Genomic DNA, 17900 nt, shown 5'->3' with positions numbered 1-17900 from the left:
CGAGGCCCTTGTCCCCCGGTTCAAGGGCGGAGGTTTTCTTGCCCGGCACCGGGGAGGTCTTCACCCCGGAGGCGGGCGGGGTGCTTTCCTTCCCCGTTTCGGGACTTCCAGGCGGGGCGGGCTTTACGGTTTGCGGAACGGGGGGCTTGGTGGGCCTGGATTTTCGCAAGCCCTCCCAGAGGGCATCCAGCTGGATGGTGTTATCCGCCGCCCCGTAGCCGATTTGGCCTGTCATCAATTTCAGCGAGCCGAACAGGGGCAGCTTGACGCCCTGCTGCCAGAAGATGCCGCCGGCGATGAGGGCAAACGAAAGGAAGATCAGCGCGGCGCCGAGAATGCGCGCGAAGGGCGATGCTTCCTCCCGGATCATTTCATCGTCCGAGGTGGGGGCGATCAGGTCCCTGGCCTGCGTGTACCAGCGCTGGTAAATGGGCATGTCCACCGGGCGGGATTCCTCGGCCTCCTCGGAGTAGCCGGCGTAGTAGTAGCCCGATTGATACTGGAACGTATCCACGTCGGAGCTGACCTCGGCGCGCATCGAGTTGAGTACCACGCCCCACACGTTGGCGCGGACGTTGTCGAGCTGGAGTTTGGCGCGTTTCAGGGCGCCCCGCGCGATGGTCCCCACGCGGTAGACGAGCACCACGCCGTCCACCCGCGGCCCGAGCATGGCGGCATCCGTCACCGGAAGGACGGGGGCGGGGTATCGATGATGACGACGTCGTATTCGCCCCGCACCTCTTCGAGGAAGTCGTTCATCCGCGGCGAGCCGAGCAGCTCGGAGGGGTTCGGAGGGATGCTTCCGCAGGTCATGATGCTGAGATTGTCCAGGCCCGGCGTAATCATGATGTCTTCCATGTCGAACTTGCCGAGCATGATGTCGGTCATGGTGCGGATGCACTCTTCGGCCGTGTAGTTCCCCAGGAGGACTTCCGTCAGGCCGGGCTCGCGGTCGATGCCGAAGACGCGGTAGATGGTGGGCTTGCGCATGTCGGCGTCGATGAGAAGCGTCCGCTTGTTGGTCTGGGCGTAGGCGATGGCGAAGTTGATGGAGGTCGTGGTTTTCCCCTCGCCTGGCGTCGTGCTTGTGAGGAGAAAGAGGTTTCCGCCCTTTTCGAGGGCGAGGAAGTCCATCTGCGTTCTGAACGAGCGGTAGGCCTCCGCGATGGGCGAGCGGGGGACGAAGTGTGTCACCAGGCGGCCGAACATGTCGGAGGTGAAGCGCCCCACCTTGTCGGGGTTCGCTTCGAGATACTCCTGCTCGAGTTCTTCCGCGTCCACCACGGGGATGACGCCGAGGACGGGAATCTCGAGGTAGCTTTCCACATCCTCGATGGCGCCGATGGAGGTGTCCATCGTTTCGAGGACGAGGGCGAAGACCGCGCCGACGATGAGGCCGAGCAGGGCGCCGACGAACGTGTTGACCCCGACCTGGGGCGGGTTGTCCCGGAACGCGGGGCGGAACGCCGGCTTGACGATGTGGACGAGGTGCTGGGTGCCGGCGAGCTTGATCTTCACTTCCTCGGCCTTCTGACGAAGAAGATTGTGCACTTCCATGTTGGTCGCCAGTTTGCGCTCGAGCCGCTGGAGTTCAAGCGCGATGTTCGGGATCTCGTTGTTCCGGTCCGTTATTTTCTTGAGCTCGCGTTTTCTGTACTCAAGCTCGCCGGCGAGGGAGCGCTCGCGGCCCTCGAGGGTGAGCAGCATCTCGCGGACCACGTTCTTGATCTGGACAATGATGGTGCGGACCGAGGGGTGTTCGACCGTGAAGTTATCGAGCAGGGTGTCGCGCTGCACCTGTAGCTCGACGAGCTGTTTGTTGAGCGGCCCGAGGCCGGATTCGATGTCGTCCACCGGGACGCGCTTCGTTTTTCCCTCCTGGAATTCGCCGATGAAACGCACCTGCTGGATGGCGTCCCGGAGCTTTTCCAGCAACTTCTCGAGTTCGCCGACCCGGGCGCTTTCGACTTCGAGGGCGCGGGAGGTCACGGTCGCCTCGATGGAGACGGAAAGCACGCTTTTCTCTTCTTTGTACTTCTTGATGTTTTGCTCGGCCTCCTTGAGCGCCCGTTCGCTTGCCTCCAATTGGCCATTGATGAACTGGGACTGTTTGAGAGTTGCCTCGTTGCGCGTTTCGTAGTTGAAGAGGCGGAAGATCGCGGCGATGGTGTTGGCCATCCGGGCGGCCTGATCGGGGTCAGTTGAGGTGACCTTGATGCGGATCAGGTTCGTGTCACCGATTTGTTCGGATTCCGTCTGATCGGAGAGGCTGTTGACCACCGAGACAAGCCGGCTGTTTTTGGCGATCTCCTCCGAGGAGAGCGACTTGTCGATAAGGCCGAGTTCCTTGGCCACTCTTTCCATGACGGGGTAGCTGCGGATGACCGCCGTCTGGGTCGACATTTCCTGGAACTGGCCGCCGAGGCCGCTGCTGTCGCCGATCACGCTGGCGACCGCCGTGTTTCGATCGATGCGGATGGCGCTCGAGGACGAATAGATGGGGGCCGGCTCGTTCAGCTTGGCGAAGATGAAGCTGAAGATGGCCAGCAGGATTGTCGTGAAGATGATGATCGTTTTGCGCTTGCGGATGATCCGCCAGTAATCGCGCAAATTGATGTCGTACTGGCCCATTGGTGGCTGCCCTAGTTGAGAGTGATGTTCGTCGCGCCGGAAACGAAAGTGCCCTCGGAATCTCTCTCGGCCCTTCTGCGGCTCGGCCCGCCAACGTCGAATTTCAATAAGTTTGAGTTGATCGAGTAAGCTTCCCGGAAACGGGCCGGATAGAACAAGAAATCGAGTATCGGGGAGACTTGTTTCACGAATTCGCTCAGGTCGCCGATGAAGCTCCGGGGGATGAAGACCACATCGTTCGGCTTGAGCAGATGGTTCCCGCGCCGGTCGCCCCGCTCAAGCATGGCCTTGAGGTCTGCCTGGATGACCTCGGGCCGTTCGGGGTCTCCGCGAATAATCCGGATCTCTTCCTTCAGACCCCACTCGGTGAATCCGCCCGAGCGGGCCACGGCGTCGAGCACGCGCATGTTGAAGGAGAAGGGATAGACGCCCGGCCGGCGGGACTCTCCGAAGATGAAGATCCGATCGGCCTCCTCGAGTTCGTCGCTCGACTCAGGGACGAAGACCAGATCGCCTGGGCCGAGGAAGGGGTTGTCCGACTGGCTCCCGTTGCCCGATATGTACCGGAGCAGGTTGATGGTGCGGGTGTTGCCATCGCTCTGGACCCGGACGCGCGAGAGATCGCCCTTTGTCCGCGCGGCAATGTGCCCGCCCGCCAGGAGGATGGCGTCGAGGACGGTCACGGCTTTGTCGATGTTGTAGGTTTGCGGCCGGACGACCGAGCCCATCACCCGGATGATCTTGCTGCCGAATTTGACGATGTTGATATCGATGCGGGGGCTTTTGATGAACTTCGCCAGCTTCTGGGTGAGGATATCGTCAAGTTCCTTGACGGTCAGGCCGGCCGCCTGGATGTTATCCACGTATCCGAAGCTCACCAGGCCGCGCTCGCTCACCTGTACCTGCCGGGTTTCGGCCTGGATTCCCTGCCAGATGAGGATGGAGAGGACATCACCTTCTCCGATGACGTACTCGCCGAGTTGCCGGGTTTTCGGATTTGCGCCGAGCGGGCCCTGGACGGCCGGTTTGGAGGCCGCCTCCGCCTCGGGGCTGCTGAGGCGGGTTCCGGGGATGAGCGGAAGGTTCAGGATTTTGGGCTTCCCCGTGCGGTCCTTCTCCGGCGTGACTTTCGCCGTTCGGGCGAAGCCCGGCCAGAGAGGAACCCCCTTGCCGTGACTGGCGGCGCCCAGATCGGGGCGGCCGTCGCCGTCGAGATCGGCAACCACCAAGTTGGGGTAGTTCCCCTGGGCGGGAAGAACGAGGCGCTGGGCCACCCACCCGAGACGCGAATCCTGATTCCACAGCTGGAGGCCCTTGCCGTCCATCGCGCTGCCGACGATATCGATCAAACCATCATTATTCCGATCGAGGGGAACGGCTTGCCAGAAGCTGCCCGAGGTGATGGGGCTCGCCATGCGGTTGAGGCGTCCCTTGCCGAGACCTTGCCAGATGGGGATGCCGGTGTCCCGACCGGTAGAGAGAAGGTCGAGGATGCCGTCGCCGTTGAGATCGACAGCGGAGACACTCCAGAAGTCCCCCTTGGCGATAACGTTGGGATTTCCCCAGTTTAATTGGCCTTTACTGCCTTTCCCGAGCCAGGCGATGAGGCCGCCGCCAGGGTTCCGGGCCGCCGCCAGGATGTCGAAGAGACCATCCTGGTTGAGGTCGGCGATGCTTACCCCGGTGAGGGCATACGCCGCCGCCGGGGCCGGGCCGGCCTTCCATTGATGGGGGCCGACGTTCAGCCAGAGCCTGATGTTGTCCTTTCGCCCGGCGTCTGCCTTGACGGCGATGAGATCGGCGCGGCCGTCGTAGTTCAGATCGCCCACGTGCAGGTCGTAGAAATCCTCGCCCTGTCCGGGCCCTTTCCGCCGCTGGAAGCGCTTGCCGTCAACGTTGGTCCAGATAAAAATGCCGCTGTTTTTGCCGGAGACGGCCGCGACGATGTCGGGCCGAGAGTCCCCGTCCACGTCCACGATACGGATGGCGCGCGGATTACCGCCGGCGTTCAGAACGGTGGGCCGTGGCCATTCGCCGGTTTTCTGCCCGTACCAGACATGAATCGTTCCGTTCAGGAAGTTCCCCGCAACGATTTCCATCGCACCGTCCCCGTCCAAATCGCCCACGGCGAGGCCGCGGAAGTGGCCTTGCTGGAGAGGGCCCTTGGGGGTGAGACCCTCCGCGGACGCGTTTTTCGCCGAGGTGATGATGGCTCCGTCCGCGGTGACGTTCGGCCGGGGAGAAGTGACAGCGGACTCTCTTGCGGCCTGCTGATCGTTCTGGAATTTCGTGCAACCAACGGGCCCCGCAAGAAGAACGCCCGCCAGGAGCGCGGCGGGAAGGATGGAGCGATTCAAAATTCAAACCTCATCGGGCGGTATATCTTTCATTACTTCCAGTTGTTAAAACCTGTGACCTTCTATTTTCCAAGAGTTCTCTAGGTTTAATCAATTGATTTCAATGAAGATGATTGACTATTCACTTTTCTTGGGCGGAGGTCGGACAGGAGAGGAAAAATGGTCCCGAGGCGCCGGGCTCCCCTCCGCTACGGAGGGATTGCAGGGGACGGGGCTGGGATGGGCTCCTCAAAACATATCTTGTTGTTCTTGAAAGAGTTACAATTTAAAATAACCCCCGCCCCCCTTTCTCTTGCCTGTTTAATCGGAGAGAATTACACTGTGCTCAGGCGGGTGCCCGGTACGAATCCCCGGTAGGGCGCCGCTTGTTTCCTCTTAATTGTTTGTTTTTGTGGGCGAAATTCACAATCGGCCATTGTCCGGTTTGCCCCGGGGAGAATCGCCCACGCTTCTGACTTTCGGGGGGCTGCGCGATGGATAAGCCGGACAAAGCGCAAATTTCACTTGCCGGAAAGGAACCCGCCCGGGCCGGAGAGGGGCGCCGTCGCCGTCGCCGCTCCTCCGGTGAGGGAAGTCGGGGCCAGAATCCGCACCACAGCGATTATTTGAAACCCAAGCTCCCGGCCGTCAAGCGGCGGAGCCAGTGGAAAGTCATAGCCATCATCACGGGGGCGTGCCTTGTGGCCGCTTTGGCCTTCCAGATTTTCATGAAAGCGGATATGGCATCGGTCGCCAGCTTTTTTCTCTTCGGTTCGACCGACCCCTACTTGTCCTCCAGGCGAGAGAAAGAGTTGAACCGGGAATTCACCGACATGATCAAGCGCGAATTCGGCGCCAAATAAATCTTGCCTCCCGAGTTCTGGATTTTGTTTTCCCTCCTCATCGGGTACTCTCTTATCGTCGATCTTGTGCCAACAGTTTCAAGGTGAAAAGGAAAAGGAAGTGGGCATGTCACTTTTGGAAGACATCCGCAGCCGCAAGGTGCGCGCGTGCATCATGGGGCTGGGCTACGTCGGCCTCCCCCTTGCGCTGGAGTTCGTCCGCGCCGGCTACCGCGTGGTGGGCCTGGACGCCGACCCCGCGAAGGTCGAGAGTTTGAAGGCGGGGAAGTCCTACATCACGGACATCTTGGACGCCGAAATCGGGGAGGCGCTCGCGACGGGCCGCTTCGAGGTGACATCGGACGCGGCGGTTATTTCGCAGGTGCAGACCGTGAACATCTGCGTGCCCACGCCGCTCGGAAAGACGGGCGACCCCGATCTTTCCTATGTCCAATCCGCGCTTCAGGCCATCAAGGCGGCCAACTGTCCCGGCCAGCTGTATATCCTTGAGAGCACGACGTATCCCGGCACCACCGAGGAAGCCCTGCTGCCCGTCCTCTCGAGAGAGGGCCGCCGGGTCGGGGAGGATTTTTATCTCGCCTACTCGCCCGAGCGGGTGGATCCGGGAAACCCGAATTACAACACGCGGAACATTCCCAAGATCGTGGGCGGCGTCACTGAAGCGTGCACCGAGATGGCCTCGGCCCTCTACGCGGGTTGCATCGACAACGTGGTGCGGGTCAGCTCGCCGAAGGTGGCCGAGATGGTGAAGCTGCTCGAGAACACTTTTCGCAGCGTCAACATCGGACTCGTGAACGAAATGGCCAAGCTGTGCCACGTGATGGGGGTGGACATCTGGGAAGTGGTGGATGCGGCCAAGACCAAGCCGTTCGGCTTCATGCCTTTTTATCCGGGGCCCGGCCTGGGCGGTCACTGCATCCCGGTCGATCCGATCTATCTGTCCTGGAAGGCGCGCCAGCTCGGTTTCGAGGCGCGCTTTATCGAGCTGGCCGGTCAGGTGAATATGGCCATGCCCCAGTTCGTGGTTGATTTGACGATGAAGGCGCTCAACGATCGGGGGAAGGCGCTGCGCGGGTCGAAGATTCTTCTCATCGGCGTTACCTACAAGGCCGATGTGAACGACATCCGAGAGAGCCCGGCGCTGGACGTGTGGTCTCTACTGGAAAATCTGGGGGCGGAGGTCAGCTACCACGATCCCTATGCCGTTCGGTTCGAATTCGATGGCCGGGAGTTCATCTCCCGCCCGCTCGGGGCCGAGGAGCTCGAGCAGGCCGATTGCGCCATTTTGCTCGCGAATCACAAGGGGCTGGATCTGAAATTCATCCTCGAGCGGAGCGACCGCATCGTGGACACCCGCAATGCGTTCGCGGCATTCCAGCCAAACAACAGAATTTGCAAGCTTTAGGGGTTTGCCCCCGGGCCCCGGGCGCGCCGCCCGAAAGATCGCGAATTTTCCCCGGCCCGTGTTGACAGGAGCGCTCCTTTTGGGGTTAGCATAGCGGCCTTTCGACCGGACCTTCCGGGGGGCGGCCGGCTTCAGAGAACCCGGCATTAAAGGAAAAATCAGGTATGTATCAGCGGACTGTTTTTCAGAAGAAAGAAATCGTCTCCCAGAACCGCAGGTGGGTGCTGATAGATGCGGCGGGCCAGACGCTCGGCCGCCTCGCCACCCGGGTGGCGACCCTGCTACGGGGGAAGCACCGCCCCGACTGGACGCCCCACGTGGATGGGGGCGATTGCGTTGTTTTGATCAATGCGGAGAAGGTCGTGTTCACCGGTCAGAAGCTCGACCAGAAGATGTACTATCGGCATTCGGGCTATCCGGGCCACCTGAAGGAAACCAGTGCGCGGCGGTTGCTCGAGACCCATCCCGAACGTGTGCTTAAATTAGCGGTACGCGGCATGATGCCCAAGAACAAGCTGGGCCGCGCCATGTTGCTGAAGCTGAAAATCTATGCGGGGGACAAGCATCCCCACGCGGCGCAGAATCCAGAGACCATCACTTTCGATAAAGCTTAGCGGACACGGGGAAAAAGAATCAATGGCGACAGCGGTAAAGTTTTATGCGACCGGAAAAAGAAAGACCTCGATAGCGCGGGTGTGGCTCCACCCTGGAGACGGGCGGATGCTCGTCAACAGCACTCTCGCCGAGGAGTACTTCCTCCGTGACACCGCCCTCATGCTCTTGAAACAGCCCTTTGAACTGACGGGGACCTGGGGTCGATTCGACGTGCGCGCCACCGTGAAGGGTGGCGGACTTTCTGGCCAGGCCGGCGCCGTTCGGCACGGCATCACGAAAGCGTTGCTCGAAATCGACCCCAGCTATCGTCTTGCCCTCAAGAAAGCGGGCCTGATTACGCGCGACTCACGCGTAAAGGAGCGGAAGAAGTACGGCCGCGCCGCCGCCCGCAAGAGCTTCCAGTTCTCCAAACGTTAAATTTCTGAGAAAAACCTCATAGCACCCCGCACGTTCGCGGGGAGGAGACTTTTCTGATGTACCGTGTTGCCGTGGTGGGCGCCACCGGCTACACCGGCTTTGAGTTGTTGCGTCTGCTGGCATCTCATGGCGGCGTCGAGGTCGGTGCGCTCACATCCGAGACATATACCGGAAAGGAAGTGGGCGAGGTTTTCCCCTCGCTTGTTTCCCACTTTCCACAGAAATTCCAGAAGCTCGATCCCGCGGACTTCAAGGGATTCGATCTGATCTTCGCCTGCCTGCCGCACCGCGTGGCGATGAATTCGATCCCCGCCCTGCTCGAAACGGGCGCCCGGATCGTGGACTTTTCGGCCGACTACCGGCTGCGCGACCCGAAGGTCTACGAGGCCTGGTACAAGACCGAGCACGTTTCGACAGACCTCATCCCCGAGGCGGTCTACGGCATTCCCGAGCTCTACCGGGATGCCATCAAGAAAGCGAGGCTGGTGGCGAACCCCGGCTGCTATCCGACCGGGGCCATCCTGGCGCTCTCGCCGCTGCTGCGGGCGGGCCTGATCGAAGGAAACTCCATCGTCATTGACGCCAAGTCGGGCGTCTCGGGAGCGGGCCGAAAGGCCGATCTCGACCTTCAGTTCTCCGAGGTGAACGAGCGCTTCAAGGCCTACGGGGTGGGCAACCACCGCCATACCCCCGAGATCGAGCAGGAACTCTCCCTCGCCGCGGGGGCGGAGGTGCGCGTCTCGTTCACGCCCCATCTGGTCCCGATCACGCGGGGGATTCTCTCAACCATCTACGCGGCCGGGACACCGGGGGCCAGCACGGAAAGGGCGCGGGCGGCCCTGCGGGACGCCTATGACGGGGAGCCCTTCATCCGCCTGATGCCCGAGGGCGCCTTCCCGAACGTGAGCCAGGTGTCGGGGAGTAACTTCGTGGACGTGGGGCTGACCTTCGATGAGCGGGTGGGCCGCTTCATCGTTGTGACCGCCATCGACAATCTGGTGAAGGGCGCCTCGGGCGCCGCTGTGCAGAACATGAATCTGATGCTGGGCCTGACCGAGTCCCAGGGTCTTCTTCATCCGGGGTTTTGGCTATGAGCGAAAATTCTTTCATCCGGAAAATTCCAGGCGGGGTGTGCGCCGCTGGCGGCGTGCGTGCCGCGGCGGTGACGGCCGGCATCAAGGCCTCTGGCCGGCCCGACATGATGCTTCTCGTTTTCGATCCGCCGGCGCAGGCGGCGGGCGTTTTCACACAGAACCTCGTGGTGGCTGCGCCCGTTGTCCTTTGCCGCGAGCGGGTGGGCAAGGCGCCGCTCCGGGCAGTGCTCGTCAACAGCGGCAATGCGAACGCCTGCACGGGCGAGCAGGGGATGAGTAACGCCCGGCACCTTTGCGCGGCGCTGGCCGAGCGCCTCGGCTGCAGCGAGGCCGAGGTGGTGATGTCCTCGACGGGGCTGATCGGCGCGCAGCTGCCGGTCGAGATCATGGAGGCGGCCCTCGGCCCCTTGGTGAACGGCCTGGGAGCCGATCAGGGCGCTGCCGCGGCCAAGGCCATCATGACGACCGACACCCGGCCCAAGGAGTGCGCCGTCGAGATCGACCTTCCGGGCGGAACCGTCCGCCTCGGCGGGATGTCGAAGGGGGCCGGCATGATCGCGCCCAATCTGGCGACCATGCTCGCCTACCTCACGACGGATGCGGCGGTGTCTTCCACGACGCTTCAGGAAATGCTGCGGGAGGCCTGCGAGCAGACCTTCAACTGCATCACGATCGACGGCGATACCTCGACGAACGATACGGTTCTCATCGCGGCGACGGGTGTCTCGGGCGCCGCGATCGATTCTCCGGGGGCGTGCGAGCGGTTCGCCGCCGCCCTGCGCGAGGTATGCCTCGAGCTGGCCCTGGCGATCGTCCGCGACGGCGAGGGGGTGACGAAGGTCGTCCGGGTGAAGATCGGCGGCGCGGCTTCGGTGGAGGACGCGCGTCTCGCGGCGCGGCCCGTGTCGGAGAGCCTTCTCGTCAAGACGGCGATTCACGGCGAGCTCCCCAACTGGGGGCGGCTCTTCGCCGCCGCGGGCCGGAGCGGGGCCAAAATCCGGCCGGAGAAGATGGCGCTCCGCATCGGGGGTGTGGACGTCATGTGGGAGGGTGCCCCGGTCGCTGGCTGGGAGGAAAAGCTGGGCGAGGTGATGAAGCAGCCCGAGTACGAGATTGCCCTCAATCTGGGGGTGGGCTCGGCCGAGGCCGCAGTTTGGACGACTGATCTCAGCTACGACTATGTGCGGATAAACGCCGAGTACCGGACCTGAGGCTTCTTCCTTTTCCTTGATTTTTGGGGTTTTGAGGGGGGGAAAGGGTTGAATCGGCCCCCTCCTTGTGAGACATTCCCTCTCGCTGTGTGTTGGCGGCTTCCGATCCCAGTGCCGGGAGATCACACAAAAGGTTTAAATTCAGCAACTTTTGCATCAAAATCGGCCCTTCTCCGCCAGAGGGTTTTAGCGGTCGGCCTGCGCAAAGGCGGCCAGAGGAGACCTTCCCTTGAATCCTGTTACGCTGCGTGAACTTTTGGAAGCTGGCGCCCATTTCGGGCACCAGACCAAGCGTTGGAACCCTCGGATGCGCCCCTATATCTTCGGGGCGCGCAACGGGATCTACATCATCGATCTGCAAAAGACGGTGGTGCTGTTCCAAAAGGCCTTGGATTTTGTGAAGGACGTCTCTCTCAAGGGCGGCCAGGTCCTCTTCGTGGGAACGAAGCCTCAGGCCCAGGTGATCGTCCGCGAAGAAGCCCAGCGCGTTGGGATGCCCTATGTCATCACGCGCTGGCTCGGCGGCACCCTGACCAACTACGTCACGATCAAGAACTCCGTCGCCCGTCTCGTCGATCTCGAGTCCATGAAAACGGACGGCACCTTCGATCTGCTGGCGAAGAAGGAGGCCGTCCGGCGTGAGAAAGATCGCCAGCGCCTCGACAAGTTCCTCGGCGGCATCAAGGACATGAAGGGGCTGCCCAAGGCCATTTTCGTAGTCGACGCCGGCTTCGAAAACATCGCCGTCCGCGAGGCGCAGAAGCTTCATATCCCGGTTCTGGGGCTGGTCGATACGAACTCCAGCCCCGAGGGCGTCGATTACGTCCTTCCGGGGAATGACGATGCGCTTCGCTCGATCCGCCTTTTCACCTCCAGCGTCGCCAATACCATCGAGGAGGGCCAGACGCTGCGGAAGGAGATCGGCCAGGAAGACCGCGAGGCGATCGCGGCGACGGGCGATTCGATCGCCGAGGAGATCATGGCGGCCGCGCAGGAGGCCCCTGAACAGAAAAGTGGCGATTCCAATGGCAATCCCGGACTCTCTTCGAAAGATTGACAGGGAGAAGCACAGAGAATGGAAGTCACGGCACAGATGGTGAAAGAGCTCCGCGGCCGGACCGGCGCCGGCATCATGGACTGCAAGGAAGCGCTCCGCGAAAAGAACGGAGATGTGGAAGAGGCCATCCGCTACCTTCGGGAGAGTGGTCTCCTGAAGGCGGCGAAGAAGGCGGGCCGAGAGGCGAGCGATGGCCAGGTCAGCGCGCTGGTGGCGGACGACGGGAAGAGCGGTGTGCTCGTCGAGGTCAATTGCGAGACAGATTTCGTCGCGCGCACCGATGATTTTCAGGCGCTGGTCTCCCTCGTGGCGGGGCAGGTCATGGAAAACGGCCCCGAAAATGTCTGCGCCGAGGGCGGCCCCGTCCAGACGGCCATCACGGCCGCGATTGCGAAGCTGGGCGAAAACGTCTTGTTCGGCCGCGCCGCACGTTTTGCGCTTGACAAGGGAGTGAAGGGGAAGATCGTCTCCTATATCCATCCGGGCGGGCGGATCGGCGTACTCGTCGAGCTGAAGGGCGAAGGCGATGGCCTGGCCCTCGAAGCGGTGGGCAGAGACATGGCGATGCACATCGCGGCCAGCCGGCCCTCCTTCATTGACGAGGGCGGCGTCCCGGGCGCGGTCCTCGAAAGCGAGCGCGAGATTCTCCTCGCCCAGCAGAAGGATACCGGCAAGCCCCAGGAGATCCTTGCCAAGATCGTCGAGGGCCGCCTGAAAAAATACCTGCAGGAAATCTGCCTTCTTGATCAGCCCTTCGTGAAGGACCCGGACCAGACGGTGGGGGCCGTTCTCGCCGCCAAGGGGAAAGAGATTGGCGGGGAGCTTGCTGTAACGCGTTTTGTCCGCTTTGAGTTGGGCGAGGGGATGGAGCAGGAAACGGCGGGATAGGGTACTACCGCCCGTTTCGCGCGGGAGTCACACTTGAGCGATAACCTGAAATACCGCCGGATACTTCTGAAACTTTCCGGAGAGGCTCTCGGCGGTGATTTGAGCTTCGGCATCGATCATGCCGTGGTGGACGCGATTGCCCTCGAAATTTCCGAAATTCACCAGATGGGGGTCGAGGTGGCCATCGTAGTCGGCGGGGGCAACATCTTCCGCGGCGGGCCGGCCGCCGAGGCCGGCATGGAGCGGACCCACGCCGACTACATGGGGATGCTCGCCACCGTCATCAACGCCCTCGCCCTCCAGCACGCCCTGGAGAAGATCGGCCTTGGCACGCGCGTCCTGAGCGCCATCCAGATGGCCGAGCTCTGCGAACCCTACATCCGCCGCCGGGCGATGCGCCACCTGGAAAAAGGCCGGATCGTCATCTTCGCCGCCGGCACCGGCAATCCCTACTTCACCACCGATACGGCCGCCAGCCTCCGGGCGATCGAGGTCAACGCCGAGTGCATCTTCAAGGCGACCAACGTGGACGGCGTCTACACCTCCGACCCGCTCAAGGACAAAAACGCGGAATTTCTCCCCGCGCTGACCTATATCGAGGTGCTGAACCGGAACCTCCAGGTGATGGACTCAACGGCCGTCAGCTTGTGCATGGACAACGATCTGCCCATCGTGGTTTTCAACCTCCGCAAGCGCGGCAACATCCGCCGCGTGGTGACCGGGGAGAAAGTCGGCACGTTGGTGTCCGCGAAAAAATAGCCGGACGCAAAGCCTTCGAAGAATCACATCAGACCCGAAGGAGGAATCTGAGCCGATGGACAATGTCATCTCCGATTTGAAGAAGCGGATGTCCGCGACGGTGGAGACTTACAAGAGTGAGGCCAGCCGGGTGCGGACGGGCCGGGCTTCCCCCGCCCTCATCAGCCACGTGAAGGTGAATTATTACGGCACGCCAACGCCCCTCAACCAGCTGGCCACCCTGAGCGTCCCCGAATCGCAGCTCATCGTGATCCAGCCCTACGATCAGAGCGCCCTGAACGAGATCGAAAAGGCGATCCAGGCGGCGGAGCTGGGCCTGAACCCCTCGAACGACGGGAAGATCGTTCGCGTTCCCGTTCCGCCGCTGACCGAGGAGCGCCGCAAGGAGATGGTCAAGCAAATCAAAAAGATGGCCGAGGAGCACAAGGTGGCGCTCCGGAACATCCGGCGAGATGCCAACGAAAGCCTCAAGAGCCGGGAGAAGGAAAAGGGGATCACCGAGGACGATCACCGGAAAGGCCAGGCTGAGGTGCAAAAACTCACCGATCAGTTCGTCGGACAGATCGACGAATTGCTTGCCTCCAAGGAAAAAGAGATTCTGGAGGTATAGTACCTCGTCGAGGAGCGGGCCGAATGGATCCTCAGATCAGCTCCCGCATTGACTTGAAGCAGCTCCCCCGCCACGTCGCCATCATCATGGACGGGAACGGGCGCTGGGCGAAGCGGCGCCTCCTGCCGCGCATCGCCGGCCACCGCGAGGGGGTCAAGGCGGTCGATCGGGTGGTGGCCCACGCCCGCCGGATGGGGGTTGAGGCGCTCACCCTCTACAGCTTCTCGCTCGAAAACTGGAGCCGCCCGCGCGATGAGGTGGACGCCCTGATGGGGATTCTCTCGGAGTATCTCGAGAAGGAACTCCAGCGGATGCTGCGCGAGGATATCCGCTTCAACGCCATCGGCCACCTTGACGATCTGCCGCCCGCCGCCCGCGAGATAGTGGACCGGACGATGGAGCGTACGGCCGACCGGGGGGGCATGGTGCTGACCCTGGCGCTGAGCTACGGCTCGCGCCTGGAGATGACCGACGCCGCCCGCGCCCTGGCCCGCAGGGTGCAGGCGGGAGAGATCTCCCCCAATGAGATCGGCGAGGAGGATTTCGGCCGGCACCTCTACACGGCGGACCTCCCCGAACTCGACCTGCTCATCCGTACGAGCGGCGAGCTTCGCCTTTCCAACTTTCTCCTCTGGCAGGCGGCCTACGCCGAACTCTACTTCACCGATCTCTACTGGCCGGACTTCGGCGAGCGGGAATTTGAAGAGGCGGTTATCGCCTTTCAGGCCCGGGTCCGCAAGTTCGGACTTACCGAAGATCAGCTGGCCCACCGGGACGGCTGAGCCGGTGCAGCGCGTCCTCAGCGGTCTCATTCTGGCTGCGCTCACTCTGGTGGTGGTGTGGTATGCCCCCCCCCGCGCCACCTTTGCGATGGCGGTGCTTGCCGCCCTGCTGGCGGGGCGCGAGTGCGGCCGCCTGCTGTGTGCCGCCGGCTGGGCCCGCAGCGAATGGGAGTGCGGCTTCGACGCCCTCCTCATCGCACTGGCCTTCGGGGGAGGTGCCGGCTACCTTCCCGGCCTGGTGGTCACCCTCGTCGCGCTTCGGATCTTCGGGCGGGCGCTTCTCACGGATGTTCCCAAGACCGCGCTTGCCGGAGCGGGCGTCTCGCTCGCTGCTGCGCTCTGGATAGGCGCGCCCGCCGGCATGTTTGCCGTACTGCACCGGGGCTTCGTCGGCCGGGACATGATTCTCTTTCTCCTCGTTGTGGTGTGGGCGAACGACATCGCCGCGTACTACGCCGGAAGGCGGTTCGGCCGCCGGAAGCTGGCGCCCCGCATCAGCCCCGGAAAAACCGTGGAAGGCGCCATCGGCGGTCTTCTTGCGGGAGCCGTTGCGGGCGCCCTGCTGAAGAGTGGAGATGCCGCGCTCATCTGGAAGGGGGCCGCTCTGGCGCTCTTCATCGGCGTTTTCGCCCAAGCCGGCGATCTGTGCGAGTCGCTTCTCAAGCGGGCGGCCGGAGAAAAAGACGCGGGCACGCTGATTCCGGGCCACGGCGGGGTGCTGGACCGGATCGACGGATTGCTCCTCGCCATTCCGCCGTTTTACTATCTCACGCTGTGGTACGTATCTTCCGTTTCCATATTGTCCTTTTGAACATTTCTAGCGAGGAATCCCTTTGAAAAAGCGGGTTTCCATTCTGGGTTCCACCGGCAGCATTGGGGAGAACGCCCTTCGCGTCATCGAGGCCCATCCCGATCGCTTCGAGGTGGTGGCGCTGGCGGCCGGGCGCAACTGGGAGCGCCTCGCCGCCCAGGCGCGGCGCTTCTCGCCCGAGGTCGTTTCGGTGGCGAGCCCGATCGATGCCGAGCGCCTTCGCCCGATGGTTCCCGCGGGGGTGAAGGTACTTTTCGGGGAGGCGGGCCTCTTCGAGGTGGCGGCCGGCCAGGGGGCGGACATCGTCGTCTCGGCGCTGGTGGGGGCCGCCGGCCTCAAGCCGACCCTGGCCGCGATCGCGGCGGGGGCCGTCATCGCGCTTGCCAACAAGGAAGTGCTTGTCATGGCGGGCGAGCTGGTGACGTCCGCCGCCGAAGCAAAAGGGGTCCCCCTGCTGCCGGTGGACAGCGAGCACGCGGGCGTCGCGCAGGCGCTGGGCGATCGCCCGATGTCAGAGGTCGCCCGCTTTGTGCTCACCGCCTCGGGCGGGCCCTTCCGCGAGCGCGCGAGCGCGACGATGACCGAGATCACCCGGGAGGAGGCGCTGTGCCACCCCAACTGGGAGATGGGCCCGAAGGTCACGGTGGATTCCGCCACGCTGATGAACAAGGGGCTCGAGGTGGTCGAGGCCAGATGGCTCTTCGGCATCCCGCCCGAGCAGGTGGATGTGGTTGTTCATCCCCAGAGCATCGTTCACGCCCTGGTGGAGTTTGTGGACGGCAGCCTTCTCGCCCAGTTGAGCGTTCCCGACATGCGCATTCCCATCGCCCAGGCGCTCCACCACCCCGACCGGATTCCCGCCGAGGTGCCGCGGCTCAATCTGGCCGAAGCCGGGCAACTCACCTTCGAAGAGCCGGACTACGAGCGTTTCCCCTGCCTGGGTCTCGCCAAGGAGGCGCTGCAGGAGGGGGGGACCTGTCCCGCCGTCCTGAACGCCGCGAACGAGGTGGCGGTGGCGGCTTTTCTCGAGAACGGAACGGGGTTCATGGACATTCCGGCGGCGGTCCGCGCGGCGCTTGAAGCGCATCAGAAAAGCGAGGCGATGGACCTTGCGCAGATCATGGCGGCGGACGCCTGGGCGCGGGAGTTCACGGCCCGCCGTCTGGGGGGGATGCACGTCCGGGTCCGCCCATGAGCAGCGGGCGAACCCCGGCGCCCGGCTTTTCGCAAAAAATCGCCCTCCAGGTGGCGAGTGTCGGCGGGGTGGGAAAAATCCCCATTGCGCCGGGGACGGCGGGCTCGCTGGTCGGCGTCCTCCTCTATGCCGCGCTCTATTTCGCCGGGCCCGTCTGGCCGTTTGTTGCCACCTTGGCGGCGGCGGCGCTGGCCGTCTGGTCGGGCGGGGTCGCCGAGCGGATGCTGGGGAGAAAAGACCCGCAGGTGGTTGTGGCCGATGAGGTGGCGGGGCAGATGCTCTGCCTGCTGGGGGCCGCCCCGGCCCCCGCGCACCTGCTGGCGGGTTTTTTTCTCTTCCGTGCGCTGGACATCATCAAGCCCTTCCGGCGGGCGGAAAAACTCCCCGGCGGCTGGGGCATCGTTGCGGACGATCTGCTGGCGGGAGCCGGCGGGTGGGTCCTCCTCGCGGCGGCCCGCGCGATGGGATGGCTTTAGGGGGAGCGGAAGTGGGAGATATGCCTGAAAAAACGCTGGGCGATCTGCTTCTGGAGCGAAACTGGCGCGTCGTGACCGCCGAGAGCTGCACGGGCGGCCTCATCGGCCACCGCATCACGAACGTGGCGGGAAGCTCGGCCTACTTCCTCCTGGGCCTTGCCACCTACAGCAACGAAGCGAAAGAAAAGTATCTCGGCGTCAGCCGCGCCATCCTCGATACCGAGGGGGCGGTGAGCGAGCCCTGCGCGCGCGCCATGGCCGAAGGAGCGCGGGCGGCCGCCGGCGCCGAGGTTGGCGTCGCCACCACCGGCATCGCCGGCCCGACGGGCGGCACCCCCGATAAGCCCGTAGGAACGGTATTCATGGCCGTTTCCGTGCCCGCGGGCACCTGGGTGGAGAGGCACCAGTTTGATGGCGGCCGCGAGGAGATCAAGGCCAAGACGGCGGAGGCAGCGCTCCGGCTGGCCTGCCGCTTGATCCGCGAAGAAGGGTAGCTTGCCTTGCGCGTCTTTGTGGCTGTTCCTGTCCCCGGCGAAGTGCAGTCCGCGCTCGCCGAACTCCAGGCCCATCTCGCCGGACTTCCGGCCCTCGATGACTTCCGGTGGATTCCCGTCCAGAACCTGCACCTCACCCTCCGCTTCCTCGGTGAGGTGGAGGAGAAGCGCATCCCCGATGTCGAGGCGGCGCTCCGGGCCGCGGCCTCGGGCGCCCGGGCGCTCGAGCTTCCCCTGGAGAGATTCGGCGTTTTTC

The 17900-nt window shown here is 63.3% G+C and carries 19 protein-coding genes; 16 read left to right on the top strand and 3 right to left on the bottom strand.

Features of this window, described 5'->3' with window-relative positions:
• From O2807_02555 to O2807_02545, 3 genes are all read right to left on the bottom strand, one after another.
• The coding region (locus O2807_02555; GenBank protein ID MDA0999387.1) for a hypothetical protein at positions 1 to 670 on the bottom strand (670 nt) is incomplete at its 3' end.
• Positions 671 to 681: 11 nt separating this feature from the next.
• A complete protein-coding gene (locus tag O2807_02550; protein ID MDA0999386.1) occupies positions 682 to 2631 on the bottom strand; it encodes an AAA family ATPase in 1950 nt (649 codons plus the stop codon).
• Between the two features lie 11 nt (positions 2632 to 2642).
• Positions 2643 to 4988 (bottom strand): FG-GAP-like repeat-containing protein, encoded by a 2346-nt coding sequence (locus O2807_02545; protein MDA0999385.1) that lies wholly within the window; start codon positions 4986 to 4988, stop codon positions 2643 to 2645.
• A 605-nt stretch (positions 4989 to 5593) separates the two neighbouring features.
• On the opposite strand from O2807_02545, the gene O2807_02540 reads away from it, so the two are divergent.
• The 16 genes from O2807_02540 to O2807_02465 all read left to right on the top strand — a co-directional run.
• A complete protein-coding gene (locus O2807_02540) occupies positions 5594 to 5830 on the top strand; it encodes a hypothetical protein (protein MDA0999384.1) in 237 nt (78 codons plus the stop codon).
• Positions 5831 to 5936: 106 nt separating this feature from the next.
• A complete protein-coding gene (locus O2807_02535) occupies positions 5937 to 7235 on the top strand; it encodes a nucleotide sugar dehydrogenase (GenBank protein MDA0999383.1) in 1299 nt (432 codons plus the stop codon).
• 164 nt (positions 7236 to 7399) lie between these two features.
• Positions 7400 to 7849, top strand: coding sequence for a 50S ribosomal protein L13 (gene rplM / locus O2807_02530; GenBank protein ID MDA0999382.1), 450 nt, complete (start codon positions 7400 to 7402; stop codon positions 7847 to 7849).
• 22 nt (positions 7850 to 7871) lie between these two features.
• Complete coding sequence (gene rpsI, locus O2807_02525) at positions 7872 to 8267, top strand: 30S ribosomal protein S9 (GenBank protein ID MDA0999381.1); 396 nt, start codon at positions 7872 to 7874, stop codon at positions 8265 to 8267.
• 56 nt (positions 8268 to 8323) lie between these two features.
• On the top strand, positions 8324 to 9361 hold the full coding sequence (gene argC / locus O2807_02520) for an N-acetyl-gamma-glutamyl-phosphate reductase (GenBank protein ID MDA0999380.1): 1038 nt from the start codon (positions 8324 to 8326) through the stop codon (positions 9359 to 9361).
• Complete coding sequence (gene argJ / locus O2807_02515) at positions 9358 to 10572, top strand: bifunctional glutamate N-acetyltransferase/amino-acid acetyltransferase ArgJ (protein MDA0999379.1); 1215 nt, start codon at positions 9358 to 9360, stop codon at positions 10570 to 10572. Before argC ends, argJ begins: the two co-directional genes overlap by 4 nt.
• A gap of 229 nt (positions 10573 to 10801) precedes the next feature.
• Positions 10802 to 11629: a 30S ribosomal protein S2 gene (rpsB, locus tag O2807_02510; protein ID MDA0999378.1), complete on the top strand. Its 828-nt coding sequence runs from the start codon at positions 10802 to 10804 to the stop codon at positions 11627 to 11629.
• An 18-nt stretch (positions 11630 to 11647) separates the two neighbouring features.
• Positions 11648 to 12517: a translation elongation factor Ts gene (tsf, locus tag O2807_02505; protein MDA0999377.1), complete on the top strand. Its 870-nt coding sequence runs from the start codon at positions 11648 to 11650 to the stop codon at positions 12515 to 12517.
• Between the two features lie 33 nt (positions 12518 to 12550).
• Positions 12551 to 13276 (top strand): UMP kinase, encoded by a 726-nt coding sequence (pyrH, locus tag O2807_02500; GenBank protein ID MDA0999376.1) that lies wholly within the window; start codon positions 12551 to 12553, stop codon positions 13274 to 13276.
• Positions 13277 to 13331: 55 nt separating this feature from the next.
• Positions 13332 to 13886: a ribosome recycling factor gene (gene frr, locus O2807_02495; GenBank protein MDA0999375.1), complete on the top strand. Its 555-nt coding sequence runs from the start codon at positions 13332 to 13334 to the stop codon at positions 13884 to 13886.
• A gap of 23 nt (positions 13887 to 13909) precedes the next feature.
• Complete coding sequence (locus O2807_02490) at positions 13910 to 14668, top strand: isoprenyl transferase (protein ID MDA0999374.1); 759 nt, start codon at positions 13910 to 13912, stop codon at positions 14666 to 14668.
• A gap of 4 nt (positions 14669 to 14672) precedes the next feature.
• The gene (locus O2807_02485; GenBank protein MDA0999373.1) at positions 14673 to 15479 is read left to right on the top strand and encodes a phosphatidate cytidylyltransferase; all 807 of its coding nucleotides are present in this window, start codon (positions 14673 to 14675) and stop codon (positions 15477 to 15479) included.
• Positions 15480 to 15501: 22 nt separating this feature from the next.
• Complete coding sequence (locus O2807_02480; protein MDA0999372.1) at positions 15502 to 16674, top strand: 1-deoxy-D-xylulose-5-phosphate reductoisomerase; 1173 nt, start codon at positions 15502 to 15504, stop codon at positions 16672 to 16674.
• Complete coding sequence (locus tag O2807_02475; protein ID MDA0999371.1) at positions 16671 to 17150, top strand: phosphatidylglycerophosphatase A; 480 nt, start codon at positions 16671 to 16673, stop codon at positions 17148 to 17150. Before O2807_02480 ends, O2807_02475 begins: the two co-directional genes overlap by 4 nt.
• 20 nt (positions 17151 to 17170) lie before the next feature.
• Positions 17171 to 17644 carry a CinA family protein gene (locus O2807_02470; GenBank protein MDA0999370.1) on the top strand — a complete coding sequence of 158 codons (474 nt, stop codon included), beginning with the start codon at positions 17171 to 17173 and terminating at the stop codon, positions 17642 to 17644.
• Positions 17645 to 17650: 6 nt separating this feature from the next.
• A partial coding sequence (locus tag O2807_02465) for an RNA 2',3'-cyclic phosphodiesterase (GenBank protein MDA0999369.1) occupies positions 17651 to 17900 on the top strand: 250 nt, incomplete at its 3' end.

The sequence above is a fragment of the bacterium genome (assembly GCA_027622355.1).
In the GTDB taxonomy this organism is placed as follows: Bacteria; UBA8248; UBA8248; order UBA8248; family UBA8248; genus JAQBZT01.
The sequence above is the reverse complement of the archived record's forward strand: the minus strand, read 5'-3'. Positions and strand labels throughout refer to the sequence as shown.